13 protein-coding genes are annotated in these 11,710 nt (G+C 67.1%); 5 read left to right on the top strand and 8 right to left on the bottom strand.

What is annotated here, in order from left to right; genetic code table 11:
- Positions 1-19 precede the first annotated feature (19 nt).
- From bioD to EL388_RS01660, 6 genes are all read right to left on the bottom strand, one after another.
- Positions 20-712 carry a dethiobiotin synthase gene (gene bioD / locus EL388_RS01685; protein WP_126458704.1) on the bottom strand — a complete coding sequence of 231 codons (693 nt, stop codon included), beginning with the start codon at positions 710-712 and terminating at the stop codon, positions 20-22.
- Positions 712-1,608, bottom strand: coding sequence for a malonyl-ACP O-methyltransferase BioC (gene bioC, locus EL388_RS01680; RefSeq protein ID WP_126458701.1), 897 nt, complete (start codon positions 1,606-1,608; stop codon positions 712-714). Before bioC ends, bioD begins: the two co-directional genes overlap by 1 nt.
- A 120-nt stretch (positions 1,609-1,728) precedes the next feature.
- Entirely contained in the window at positions 1,729-2,466 is a 738-nt protein-coding gene (gene bioH, locus EL388_RS01675; protein ID WP_126458698.1) for a pimeloyl-ACP methyl ester esterase BioH, read from the bottom strand.
- The gene (gene bioF, locus EL388_RS01670; RefSeq protein ID WP_126458695.1) at positions 2,466-3,626 is read right to left on the bottom strand and encodes an 8-amino-7-oxononanoate synthase; all 1,161 of its coding nucleotides are present in this window, start codon (positions 3,624-3,626) and stop codon (positions 2,466-2,468) included. Before bioF ends, bioH begins: the two co-directional genes overlap by 1 nt.
- Positions 3,619-4,677 carry a biotin synthase BioB gene (gene bioB, locus EL388_RS01665; protein ID WP_126458692.1) on the bottom strand — a complete coding sequence of 353 codons (1,059 nt, stop codon included), beginning with the start codon at positions 4,675-4,677 and terminating at the stop codon, positions 3,619-3,621. Before bioB ends, bioF begins: the two co-directional genes overlap by 8 nt.
- Positions 4,674-5,123 carry a hypothetical protein gene (locus tag EL388_RS01660; RefSeq protein ID WP_126458689.1) on the bottom strand — a complete coding sequence of 150 codons (450 nt, stop codon included), beginning with the start codon at positions 5,121-5,123 and terminating at the stop codon, positions 4,674-4,676. Before EL388_RS01660 ends, bioB begins: the two co-directional genes overlap by 4 nt.
- A 57-nt stretch (positions 5,124-5,180) precedes the next feature.
- Here EL388_RS01660 and EL388_RS01655 point away from each other — a divergent pair, with 57 nt between their 5' ends.
- Positions 5,181-5,891 (top strand): ComF family protein, encoded by a 711-nt coding sequence (locus EL388_RS01655; RefSeq protein WP_126458686.1) that lies wholly within the window; start codon positions 5,181-5,183, stop codon positions 5,889-5,891.
- 1,139 nt (positions 5,892-7,030) lie between these two features.
- On the opposite strand, the gene EL388_RS01650 is transcribed toward EL388_RS01655, so the two are convergent.
- Together EL388_RS01650 and aroB are read right to left on the bottom strand one after the other, a co-directional pair.
- Entirely contained in the window at positions 7,031-8,155 is a 1,125-nt protein-coding gene (locus EL388_RS01650; protein ID WP_126458683.1) for a deoxyguanosinetriphosphate triphosphohydrolase, read from the bottom strand.
- Complete coding sequence (gene aroB, locus EL388_RS01645; protein WP_126458680.1) at positions 8,148-9,233, bottom strand: 3-dehydroquinate synthase; 1,086 nt, start codon at positions 9,231-9,233, stop codon at positions 8,148-8,150. The genes EL388_RS01650 and aroB overlap by 8 nt, the downstream gene beginning before the upstream one ends.
- Before the next feature lie 117 nt (positions 9,234-9,350).
- Between aroB and EL388_RS01640 the strand changes: the two genes are divergently transcribed.
- The 4 genes from EL388_RS01640 to EL388_RS01625 are packed head-to-tail and all read left to right on the top strand — an operon-like array spanning position 9,351 to position 11,531.
- A complete protein-coding gene (locus EL388_RS01640; protein ID WP_126458677.1) occupies positions 9,351-9,710 on the top strand; it encodes a nucleotide pyrophosphohydrolase in 360 nt (119 codons plus the stop codon).
- The gene (locus EL388_RS01635; protein ID WP_126458675.1) at positions 9,707-10,027 is read left to right on the top strand and encodes a (2Fe-2S) ferredoxin domain-containing protein; all 321 of its coding nucleotides are present in this window, start codon (positions 9,707-9,709) and stop codon (positions 10,025-10,027) included. Before EL388_RS01640 ends, EL388_RS01635 begins: the two co-directional genes overlap by 4 nt.
- Positions 10,024-10,638 (top strand): alpha/beta hydrolase, encoded by a 615-nt coding sequence (locus EL388_RS01630; RefSeq protein ID WP_126458671.1) that lies wholly within the window; start codon positions 10,024-10,026, stop codon positions 10,636-10,638. Before EL388_RS01635 ends, EL388_RS01630 begins: the two co-directional genes overlap by 4 nt.
- Positions 10,617-11,531: an ATP-binding cassette domain-containing protein gene (locus EL388_RS01625; RefSeq protein ID WP_126458668.1), complete on the top strand. Its 915-nt coding sequence runs from the start codon at positions 10,617-10,619 to the stop codon at positions 11,529-11,531. The genes EL388_RS01630 and EL388_RS01625 overlap by 22 nt, the downstream gene beginning before the upstream one ends.
- The last annotated feature ends 179 nt before the right edge of the window (positions 11,532-11,710 follow it).

The following is an 11,710-nucleotide window of genomic DNA, read 5'->3' as shown; positions in this document are numbered from 1 at the left end:
AGCGGATTTGCGGCTCTCTTTATCGGCGCACGAATCGAGGCAGGATGGGGCCAAGGTCGAGCATTGCGCTCGTCACCTCACCCGCATTTTTCTCCAGCCAGGGCCACTCGGCCAGACACGGCGCCGCAATACGCTCGCGCAGGGCGCGCACATTCTCTGCCCGCAGCGCCATGATCGGGTCGATGCCGTTGGCAACCCAGCCGGCCAGCGTCAGGCCGCGCGCGGCGATGGCCTCGGCGCTGAGCAGGGCGTGGTTGAGGCAGCCCAGGCGCAGGCCGACCACCAGCACCATGGGCAGGCCCAGGGCCACGGCCAGATCGGCGCTGTCCTCGGCCTCGTTCAGCGGCACGCGAAAACCGCCGGCGCCCTCGACCACCACGCAATCGGCCAGGCGTTCCAGCTCACGATAGGCGGCCACGATGGGCGCCAGCTCGATACGCGTGTTTTGCCGGGCCGCCGCGATATGCGGCGCGATGGGCTCAGGGAAGCGATAGGGATTGACCCAGGCCATGGGCGCCGCCACGTTGGCGGCGGCACGCAGCCGCGCGACATCCTCGTTCAGCCACTCGCCCGCGACCTCGTCGCAGCCGGCCGCCACCGGCTTCATCCCGACGACGCGCAGGCCCTGCGCCTTCAATGCCTCGATCAGGGCGACCGCGACCCGGGTCTTGCCCACCCCGGTGTCGGTGCCGGTGACGAAGATGCCGGGCATCAGCGCAGCCCCGCTTTGCGTTGCCGGATCTTGAACTCGATCACCTGGCGGCCGTCCTCGAGCTTGTCCTTGCGGCCAGCCCAGGCGTGGCCGTAGATCACCTCGAAGGTGGCCGGCAGCCGGCCCTCGCGGCGGAAGCGCTCGTAGTTCTCGGCCAGCTGCCGCCACTCGCGCTTGCCCATGAGGCCCATGCGGCCGCCCTCCTGCACGGTGTGGGCGCCGATGGCCTTCAGCTCGCGCAGCACGCCTTTCAGGTCAGGATAGGTGACGGTGATCAGCTCCATCTCCATCACCGGGTGGCCGAAGCCGGCATGCATCAGCATGTCGCCGACATCGTGCATGTCGAGGAAGCGGTTGACGTGGTTGTGGCCGTCGAGCCCGGCGAAGGCGGCGCGCAGCTCCTTCAGGGTGTCCGGGCCGAAGCTGCTGAACAGCAGCAGGCCGTCGGGCCGCAGGACACGATGCAGCTGGCGGAAGGCGGCCGGCAGGTCGGTCATCCATTGCAGGGCGAGGTTGGACCAGATCATGTCCACGCTGTCCTTCGCCAAGGGCAGGGCCTCGATGTCGCCACAGACGTAGCGCACATCGGGCACCGACTGCCAGAGCTTGGCCAGGCGGCCGAACAGCGTCGGCGTCACGGCATGGCCGCGCGCCTTGAGCAGCATGGCGTGGGCAAGATCGAGGCCGATCAGCTCGGCCTGGGGATAGCGCGCGCGCAGATGGTCGAAACCGATGCCCGGCCCGCAGCCGGCATCGAGGATGCGCGCCGGCTGGAGCTTCATCTCCTCCAGGTGATCGTCCAGCCGCCGGGCGATCTCCTTCTGCAGACTCGCCGCCGCCTCGTAGGTGGGCGCGGCGCGCTCGAAGGCGCGGCGGATGGCCTGCTTCACGGTCATGGCTGCTCCAGAATAAACCTCTCCCCACCCCAGCCCTCCCCGCACGCGGGGAGGGCGTATCCCCTCCCCCATTTATGGGGGAGGTTGGGAGGGGGAGCCTGCACCCGCACGGTCTGCACCCTAGGCATGTTCACGCAGGAAACCTTTCAGCTCGTCGACGAACCAGTCCGGGTGCGACAGGAAGGGCGCGTGCGCCGCCTTGGGCTGCAGGGCAAGGCGCGCGTTGGGCAAGGTCGCCGCCAGCCACTGCCCCGCCTGCGGCAGACAAAGGCCGTCGTAGCCGCCGTGCACGACCAGGGTCGGCGCCTGCACCTGGCCCGCCACATCGCGCAGATCGACCGCGCGCAGCAGCTCCAGGCCCTCGGCCAGCACGGCCGCATCCGGCTCGCCGCGGGCGAACACCGTCTCGCGCAGGCGGCCGATCACCTCGCGCGCGGCATCGCCGCCGCGGGCTTGCAAGGACAGGAAACGCAGCAGGGTGGCGCGGTAATCGTTCTGCACGCCCTGGGCGAAGCCCGCCAGCAATTCGGGCGTCAGCCCCTTGTCCCAGCCGGTGCGATTGACATAGCTCGGCGTGGTGGCGACCAGCACCAGGGCCCGCACCTTCTGCGGGTGCCGCGCCGCCAGCGCCAGGGCGACCATGCCGCCCATGGACCAGCCGAGCAGCAGGCCGGCATCGGGCAGGGTCGGGGCGATGGCGTCGGCCAGGGCCTCGGCGGTGTAGGGGCTGACGCGGGCGCTGCCGCCGTAACCCGGCAGATCGGGCGTGTGCATGGCCAGCTCGGGCAGTGCGGCGCGCAGGGCGTCCCAGATGCCGCCGTGCAGACCCCAGCCGTGCAATAAAGTCAGCGCCGCCATCAGGCCAGCTCCTGCAACGCGGCGAGCAGGCGCTCGATGTCGGCCGGCTCGTGGCTGGCCGAGAGCGAGAGGCGCAGGCGGGCGGTGCCGGCCGGCACCGTGGGCGGCCGGATCGCCGGGGTCATCAGGCCACGCGCGCGCAGGCCCTCGGCCAGGCGCAGGGCGGCCGCGTTGTCGCCCACGATCAGCGGCTGGATCGGGGTGTCGGATGGCATCAGGGTCCAGGGCAAGCCGGCCATGCCGGCCTTGAGCTGGGCGATGAGCGCGTGGAGCCGCTCGCGCCGCCAGTCCTCGGCGGCGATCAGCCTGAGGCTGGCCGACACCGCGGCGGCCAACAGCGGCGGCGTCGCCGTGGTGTAGACATAGGTGCGCGCCTTGTTCACCAGCCATTCGATCAGGGTGGCATGGCCGGCGACGAAGGCGCCGAACACGCCGGCCGCCTTGCCCAGGGTGGCCATGTAAATCAGGCGTGAGGCGTGAGGCGTCAGGAGTGAGGGGAAATGCCAAAGCACGCCCCGCCCCTGCTCGCCCAGCACGCCAAAGCCGTGGGCATCGTCGATGAGCAGCCAGGCGTCGTGGCGCTCGCACAAGGCCAGCAGTTCCGGCAGCGGCGCGATATCGCCGTCCATGCTGAACACGGCGTCGGTCACCACCAGCTTGGTCTTGGCGCTGCTTGCCTTGAGCTTCGCCTCGAGGAAATCGAGGTCGCCGTGCGGATAGCGGGTGAGCTCGGCGCGCGACAGCAGGCAGGCGTCGACCAATGAGGCATGGTTGAGCCTGTCGCCGAACACGGCGTCGCCGCGGCCGACCAGGGCGGTGATCGCGCCGATATTGGCCATGTAGCCGGTGGAGAACAGCAGGGCATCCGGCATGCCGACGAAGTCGGCCAGCTCGCGCTCCAGTTGCTCGTGCAGCTTGTGGTGGCCGGCGACCAGATGGGCCGAGCCGGCGCCCACCCCTGCCTCGACCGTGGCCTGGCGGGCGGCGTTGACCAGCTCGGGGTGGCCGGCCAGCCCGAGGTAATCGTTGTTGCAGAAGGCGACGACCGGCCGGCCCTCGATTAGCATGTGGGCCCGCGACGGCGTCTCCAGGGTGCGGCGGCGGCGTTTCAGGCCCTGGGCATCCAGCTCGGCCAGGGCCTGCGCGAGGGCATCAATCATGTCCGGCGCAGCGGCGCTCGGTGTGCACCTCGGGCTTCAGCCCCAGCTTGTCGAACAGCTTCTGGTCGGCCTCGACGTCCGGGTTGCCGGTGGTGAGCAGCTTGTCGCCGTAGAAGATGGAATTGGCGCCGGCCAGGAAGCACAGCGCCTGCTCGCCCTCGCTCAGGCTCCGCCGGCCGGCCGACAGACGCACATGCGAGGCCGGCATGGTGATGCGGGCCACGGCGATGGTGCGGACGAATTCCAGCGGGTCGAGATCGTCCTTGTGCGCCATGGGCGTGCCCGCGATCTTGACCAGCATGTTGATCGGCACCGATTCCGGCTGCGGCTTGAGATTGGCCAATTGCGCAATCAGGCCGGCGCGCTCGCGACGCGACTCGCCCATGCCGACGATGCCGCCGCAGCACACGGAAAGACCCGCCTCGCGCACCGCCTGCAGGGTCTTTAGCCGGTCCTGGTAGCTGTGGGTGGTGACCACCTGGCCATAGAACTCGGGCGCGGTGTCGAGGTTGTGGTTGTAATAGTCGAGGCCGGCCGCCTTGAGCTTTTCCGCCTGGCCCTCTTTCAGCATGCCCAGGGTGACGCAGGTCTCCAGACCCAGGGCCTTCACCTGGCGCACCATGTCCAGCACCGGCTCCAGGTCCTTGTCCTTCGGGCCGCGCCAGGCGGCGCCCATGCAGAAGCGGGTGGCGCCGCTGGCCTTGGCCGCCTGCGCCGCCTCCACCACCTTGGCCACGTCGAGCAGCTTTTGGCTACGGCCGCTTTGCTTAACGCCGGCTTCGCCGGCATTAGCCGCCGCCGCAACTTCGTTGTCTTTGTCTACATGTGTATCGTGCCGGGCCGACTGCGAGCAATAGCCGCAGTCCTCGGAACAGCCGCCGGTCTTGATCGACAGCAAAGTGGAGAGCTGCACCGCGTTCGGGTCGAAGTGCTCGCGATGTATGGTCTGCGCCCGGAACAGGAGGTCGTTGAACGGCAGCGCGAACAGGTCGAGCACCGAATCCGGGCTCCAGTCCTGGGCGATGCGGGTGTTTTCAGCCAGATCGTTCATGCGTGTCTCTCCACTTCGATATCCTTCCAGTCTTCCCTGCCGGCACGGACGATGTCGCGAATGCCCAGCGGCACGATGCCCAGGGCCATGATGCCCCAGACCAGCAACATGCCGCGGCCGTCCTCGAAGATGCCGTAGAGCGGCTGGCCCGCCACCACCATGGCGCCGACCATGGCGTAATAGCGATAGCCGGCCCAGCGGTTGTAATGCACCACGCGATCGTCGGGATGGTGGGCGATGGCGGCGTAGACGAAGATCGAGCCGGCCAGCCAGAGCATGATCGGCGGCACCGACAGCACGAAAGGCAGGAAGCTCATCTTGGTATTGATGTTCAGCCCCACGACCAGCAGCAGGGTCGACAGGCTGATCGAGATGATGCTGGCGTAATTGAAGAGGCGCGCGCTGCGCAGGCAGGACGCGGCGGTGACGATGTGTTTTTCCGACATTTCGGCGACAATCCGCACAAATTAAAGGCCGGCGCATGATCCGCGAGCCCAGGGAGACTGTCAATTATTATTCGTCGCGCACTGAACAAGTGCATATCTATTATACAGGCCCGTCTCGGCCAGCCCTGCCTGCTCTGCGGCGCCGATGTGCAGGGTGCCCCGCTCTGCCCGGGCTGCCTGGCCGACCTGCCGCGCCTGGCCACGCCCCGCTGCCCGGTCTGCGCCCTGCCCACCGCCATGGGCGAGGTCTGCGGCGGCTGCCTCAAGCACCCGCCGGCGTTCGATGTCACCTGCGCCGTCTACCGCTACGCCTACCCGCTCGACGCCCTGCTGCAACACTACAAATACGGCCAGGGCCTGCACCTCGCGGGTTTCCTGGCCGAGCAACTCGCCGGCCAGATCGACAGCCGGCCCGATCTGCTCATCCCCATGCCCCTGCACCCCAAGCGACTGGCTGAGCGCGGCTACAACCAGGCCGGCGAGATCGCCAAACGCCTCGCCCGTGGGCTGGCCCTGCCCGTCTCGCTCAGCGCCTGCATCCGCAGCAGGAACGCCCCGCCCCAGGCCAGCCTGCCCCTGAAAGACCGGCGCAAGAACATCCGTGGCGCCTTCGCCTGCCGAGAGGACTTGAGCGGCAAGCGTATCGCCCTGGTCGACGACGTCATGACCACCGGCGCGAGCCTGAACGAGCTGGCAAAGACGGTGAAGCAGGCGGGCGCGGTTGAAGTGCAGGCGTGGGTGGTGGCAAGGACGTTGCCCAGGAAGTAGGGCCTGAAAAGGTTGGGGGTGCCTGACTAAACGAGACTCGTCGAGGCCACGCCTTCTCGAATCGGATGTGGCCAATCGCGCGCACCGTCGCAACATGACGCCGCTCCAGCCCACGTCAATGCTGGCCCGCGCCGGGCCACGGCCTCGCCTCTTGTCTTTGACTCACCCTTCGGCCTGCTTCAGCTGTTTGATGAGGCGATAAGTTCGCCCCACCGAAATACTTAAGTAACAGGATGCCCTCCACAATTCCGGGTGTCGTAGATACGATAAAAATGCAGTGCAAATAGACGTGGGAGAAAAAAATCATGCATAGCACTCAAACCAAAGACTTCTGTCTTGCGCCCGGCATTTTGACTTTGGCGGCCGCGACCTGGCTGGCCTTGGTGGTGTGGGTGGCGCAGATGGCTTGAGCCCTTCACTCAACAAAGCCCATCGCACCCCCCTGAACCCCGCTCCCTGAGGGAGCGGGGTTCGGGGTGAGGGTGGTTTTCACTTTCCCCTCTGGCACCGGGGAAGTCGGCGGAAGCGGGGCGTGCTTTAGTTCCGGCATAACGCCCGCATGCGCGGGCATTAGCCTTCACTGAAACCTCGTTTTCTTTGGCCACCTTTAGCTCCGACTAACATGCTGCGCATGTGAGTCTGCACTGAAGCCTTCGGCTTCTTTGCACGAGCAAAGAAAGTAGCGCGCTGCCGGGCGCCCCCGGCCTACTGCATTACGCCTATCGAATGCTTTAGTGAGCCTCTGAAAATGTCCGATTTTGTCGTTCCCGCGCAGGCGGGAACCCAGAAAGATCAATAAACTGGATGCCCGCCTGCGCACCCGCAAGGGGCAGGCCGTGGTTGTATAGCCGCTAAAGCGGCAACAACCACGCTCCGGCCATGACGGCTTAATCAGACCTTCCTTAGTTCGCCCACAAGAACAGCGGGCGAGATGGTTTTATTGATCCGAAACAAATGTATTTGACCCTTTCCCACCGGGATACCGAAGGATGGAGGCTTATCAGAGGACAGGGTGAGAAAGTGGGTGCCCGACAGGGCGCCTATCGGCGCCCATTCCCTCACCCGGCTTCGCCACCCTCTCCCGGTGGGAGAGGGTAAGTAAAGTGGATTCGTTTCCCCTCGATAAGCCCGACAGGCTCCTAGGCCAATTCCTCGATATCGAATATCCGCCGGTACTCCCGGATCGCATAGCGATCCGTCATCCCCGCGATGTAATCCGCCACCGCCCGCGCCAGGTCCTGCTCGGCGCGGGCCTGGAATTCCGGCGGCAGCAGCTTGGCGTTGGCGGTGAAGGCCTCGAACAGGTCGCGGATCAGGCGCTTGCCCTTCTCGCTCATGCGTACCACCCGGTAGTGGCGGTACAGGTTCTGAAACAAAAAGCGCTTGAGCTCCAGGTGGGCCTCTTTCATGGCCGGGCTGAAGGCCGCCAGCGGCGGGCAGGCGCGCACGTCGTCGAGCGACTGCGGCTTATGCTGCGCCAGGTTGGCTCGGGTTTGCTCGACCAGGTCGCAGACCAGGCTGTTGATCATGCGCCGCACGGTCTCGTGGATGAGGCGGCGGTCGGTGAGATCGGGGAAGCGGGCACGCACCTGGTCGAGGTGGCGCCGGAACAGGGCGATGGTCTCCAGCTGCTCCAGCGCGATCAGACCCGAGCGCAGGCCGTCGTCGACATCGTGGTTGTTGTAGGCGATCTCGTCGGCCAGGTTGGCGATCTGCGCCTCCAGCGAGGGCTGCTTGCCCTCGAGGAAACGCTGGCCGACGTCGCCCAAGAGCGGGGCGTTGCGCGGCGAGCAGTGCTTGAGGATGCCCTCGCGCGCCTCGAAGGTGAGGTTGAGCCCCTCGAACTCGGCATATTTCTGCTCCAGCTCGTCGACCACCCGCAGCGACTGCAGGTTGTGCTCGAAGCCGCCATACGGCTGCATGCATTCGTTGAGCGCGTCCTGGCCGGTGTGGCCGAAGGGGGTGTGGCCCAGGTCGTGCGCGAGCGCGATGGTCTCGGTGAGGTCTTCGTTCAGGCCAAGCAGACGGGCGATGGTGCGGCCGATCTGGGCCACCTCGATGCTGTGGGTGAGCCGGGTGCGGAACAGGTCGCCTTCGTGGTTGATGAAGACCTGGGTCTTGTATTCCAGCCGGCGAAAGGCGGTGGAATGGACGATGCGGTCGCGGTCGCGCTGGAATTCGCTGCGGGGGCTGGCGGGCGGCTCGGGATGGCGCCGGCCCCGGCTTTTGGCGGGGTCGGCGGCATAGGGGGCCAGATCAGCCACGCGCCGCCTCGGTCAAGGTCTGGCGCAAGAGCTCCGGCGCCACGTCGCCGGTGACGAAGGCCTCGCCCACGCGCCTGAACAACACGAAGCGCAACTTGCCGGCCTCGACCTTCTTGTCCACGCCCATGTAGTTGAGATAGACCTCGGCACCGAGATTCGGCGCCACGGTAGGCAGTTTGGCGCGCCGCAGCAGGGCCTCGATCCGGGCGACATCGGCCGCCGAGATCAGGCCCATGCGCCGCGACAGATCGGCCGCCAGCATGGTGCCGGCGGCGACGGCCTCACCGTGCAGCCAGTTGCCGTAGCCCATGCCGGCCTCGATGGCGTGGCCGAAGGTGTGGCCCAGGTTGAGCAGCGCCCGCTGGCCCGCCTCGCGCTCGTCCGCCGCCACCACCTCGGCCTTGTTGCGGCAGGAGTGATAGATGGCATAGGCGAGCGCCTCCGTCTCGCGCGCCACCAGCTTGTCCATGTTGGCCTCCAGCCATTCCAGGAAGGGCAGGTCGCGGATGAGGCCGTATTTGATGACCTCGGCCAGGCCCGCCGACAGCTCGCGCTCGGGCAGGGTGTTCAGGGTGTCGGTGTCGGCCAGCACCAGACGCGGCTGATAAAACGCCCCGATCATATTCTTGCCGAGAGGATGGTTGATGCCGGTCTTGCCGCCGACCGAGGAATCGACCTGGGCAAGCAGGGTGGTCGGCACCTGGATGAAGGGCACGCCGCGCTGGTAGCTGGCGGCGGCAAAACCCGTGAGGTCGCCGATGACGCCGCCGCCCAGGGCGATCAATGTGGTCTTGCGCTCGGCCCGGTGGGTGAGCAGGGCGTCGAAGATGAGGTTGAGGGTTTCCCAGTTCTTGTAGGCCTCGCCGTCGGGCAGCACGATAGGGATGACTTGGACACCCGCGCCTGCCAGCGTCTTGGTCAGGCGCTCGAGGTAGAGCGGGCCGACGGTGGTGTTGGTGACGATGGCCGCGCGCGGCTGCGGAAGGTGGGGCACGATGAGATCGACGCGCTCGAGCAGCCCGCCCCCGATGTGGATGGGGTAGCTGCGGTCGCCAAGATCGACGGTGAGGGTTTGCATCTTCGCTCGAAGTTCCTGAATCGGCTGACATTATACGGCGCCGGCGGCCTTGCCGGGCGGCCGCCGGGCGAGCCGGGACCGGATGGTAAAATCGGCCCACACCTTTGGAGCTGGGCCATGAGCATCAACACGATCGAACAGCTGGCCGAGGCGGTGCGCCAATTCGGCCGCGAGCGCGACTGGCACCTGTACCACTCGCCCAAGAACCTGACCGCCGCCCTGATCGTGGAGGCGGCCGAGCTGCTGGAGCCCTTCCAGTGGCTGACCGAGGAACAGAGCCATGCGCTGGCGCCCGACAAGCGCGAGGCGGTGCGCCAGGAGATGGCCGACGTGCTGATCTATCTCGTCAGCCTGGCCAACACCCTGGACATCGATTTATTGAAGGCCGCCGAAGACAAGCTGGCGATCAATGCGCGCAAATACCCGGTGGAGTTCGCCAAGGGCTCCTGCCGGAAATACAACGAGACCGAACCATGAGCTACTACAAGCACCATCTGTTTTTCTGCCTCAACGTGCGCGAGGACGGCGGCCCCTGCTGCACCGACCACAACGCCGAGGCGATGTTCGAGCACGCCAAGAAACACGCCAAGAAGCTGGGCGTGCACGGCAAGGGCGGCGACTGCCGGGTCAACCGCGCCGGCTGCTTCGACCGCTGCGACCAGGGCCCGGTTTGCGTGGTCTACCCGGATGCGGTCTGGTACACCTATGTCGACGAGCACGACATCGAGGAGATCGTCGAATCGCATCTGCGCGACGGCAAGATCGTCGAGCGCCTGCGCTTGCCGGATCGATGAAGCGCTACAAGCTCAGGGTCAAGCGCGCCGACGGCGGCGCGGTGGAGACGGTGATCGAGGACCCGGAGGAAAACCGCCGGGGCCTGGCCCTGATCGCCCACCCGCACCCGCTGCACGGCGGCAGCATGGACAACAAGGTGGTCACCACCTTGGCCCGCGCGGCCGTGGAGTGCGGCTATGTCGCGGTGCGGCCCAACTTCCGCGGCGTCGGCTCCAGCGACGGCGAGTTCGACCACGGCGAGGGCGAGACCGAGGATCTGCTGGCGGTGGCCGGGTTCGTCTGCCCCAGGTTCGGTGATCTGCCTTTGCAGCTCTATGGCTTTTCCTTCGGCGCCTATGTCCAGCACCGCGTGGCCCGACGCTTGAAGGCCGAACGCCTGGTCATGGTCGGCCCGGCGGTGTCGATGTATGCCTTCGAAGCGCCCGCCATCCGCACCGACATCATCCACGGCGAGGTCGACGAACTGATCCCGCTCGCCGCGGTGCAGGCCTATGCGCAGCAACACAACATCCCGCTGCACGTGATCGCCGGCGCCGATCACTTCTTCCACAAGAAACTGCGTGCCCTGCAGGAACAGTTGCTCGCCTTATGTCAGCCGCACTTAGCCTGAGAGACCTGCACAAGTCGTATGGCGCGGCCGAGGTGGTGGCCGGCCTGAACCTGGAGCTCGCGCCCGGCACCTGCCACGGCCTGCTCGGGCCGAATGGGGCCGGCAAGACGACCACCCTGCGCCTCGCCCTGGGGCTGATCGAGGCCGACGCCGGCACGATCGAGCTGCTCGGCCACGCTTTGCCACAGGAGGCGAGCGCGGCCCGCAGCCGGGTCGGCGTGGTGCCGCAGGCCGACAGCCTGGACCCCGACTTCACGGTGCGGGAAAACCTCGTGGTGTTCGGCCGTTATTTCGGCCTTGGCCAACGCACGATCGAGGCGCGCCTGCCGGGGCTTTTGGAGTTCGCCGGCCTGGCCGGCAAGGCCGACACCCGGATCGAGGCCCTGTCCGGCGGCATGAAGCGGCGCCTGGCCCTGGCCCGCGCCCTGGTCAACGACCCGGAGGTGATCTTCCTCGACGAGCCGACCACCGGCCTCGACCCCCAGGCGCGGCACCTGATCTGGCAGGGCCTGCGCCGGCTCACCGCCCAGGGCAAGACGCTGCTGCTGACCACCCATTTCATGGAAGAGGCCGAGCGCCTGTGCGACCGCATCAGCATCATCGACCACGGCCGACTGATCGCCGAAGGCGCGCCGCGCGAACTGATCGCCGCCCACGTCGAGGCGCATGTGGTGGAGATCGACGGCGAGGATGCCAACACCTGGTGCGACAAGCTGGCCGAGCGCTATTGCCGGCGCTGCGAGCAGGTGGGCGAGACCCTGTTCTGCTACAGCAGCGAGCCGCAGGCCCTGATCGCCGCGCTGGAGGGCATGCCGCACCTGCGCTACCTGCACCGGCCGGCCAATCTGGAAGACGTCTTCCTCAAGCTCACCGGCCGGGATTTACGGGATTGAATCAACCGCAAAGGCGGGCGTGCCATGACTATCGAGACGAAACATATCCACACACCCCTCTCCCTCCGGGAGAGGGTGGCGAAGCCGGGTGAGGGCATGGGCGCCGGATATCGTCCTGGGCGCAGCCCCTCACCCCCACCCCTCTCCCGGAGGGAGAGGGGGTGCAATGTCGATGCGTC

It is taken from the genome of Sulfuritortus calidifontis (assembly GCF_003967275.1).
GTDB classification, from domain to species: Bacteria; Pseudomonadota; Gammaproteobacteria; order Burkholderiales; family Thiobacillaceae; genus Sulfuritortus; species Sulfuritortus calidifontis.
This window is presented reverse-complemented; position numbering and strand designations above follow the sequence as displayed.

Excerpts from the sequence above, each read along its gene's own strand:
- bioD (WP_126458704.1), bottom strand. The coding sequence starts at position 712 with ATGCCCGGCATCTTCGTCACCGGCACCGACACCGGGGTGGGCAAGACC.
- bioC (WP_126458701.1), bottom strand. The coding sequence starts at position 1,608 with ATGACCGTGAAGCAGGCCATCCGCCGCGCCTTCGAGCGCGCCGCGCCC.
- bioH (WP_126458698.1), bottom strand. The coding sequence starts at position 2,466 with ATGGCGGCGCTGACTTTATTGCACGGCTGGGGTCTGCACGGCGGCATC.
- bioF (WP_126458695.1), bottom strand. The coding sequence starts at position 3,626 with ATGATTGATGCCCTCGCGCAGGCCCTGGCCGAGCTGGATGCCCAGGGC.
- bioB (WP_126458692.1), bottom strand. The coding sequence starts at position 4,677 with ATGAACGATCTGGCTGAAAACACCCGCATCGCCCAGGACTGGAGCCCG.
- EL388_RS01660 (WP_126458689.1), bottom strand. The coding sequence starts at position 5,123 with ATGTCGGAAAAACACATCGTCACCGCCGCGTCCTGCCTGCGCAGCGCG.
- aroB (WP_126458680.1), bottom strand. The coding sequence starts at position 9,233 with ATGCAAACCCTCACCGTCGATCTTGGCGACCGCAGCTACCCCATCCAC.
- EL388_RS01640 (WP_126458677.1), top strand. The coding sequence starts at position 9,351 with ATGAGCATCAACACGATCGAACAGCTGGCCGAGGCGGTGCGCCAATTC.
- EL388_RS01635 (WP_126458675.1), top strand. The coding sequence starts at position 9,707 with ATGAGCTACTACAAGCACCATCTGTTTTTCTGCCTCAACGTGCGCGAG.
- EL388_RS01630 (WP_126458671.1), top strand. The coding sequence starts at position 10,024 with ATGAAGCGCTACAAGCTCAGGGTCAAGCGCGCCGACGGCGGCGCGGTG.
- EL388_RS01625 (WP_126458668.1), top strand. The coding sequence starts at position 10,617 with ATGTCAGCCGCACTTAGCCTGAGAGACCTGCACAAGTCGTATGGCGCG.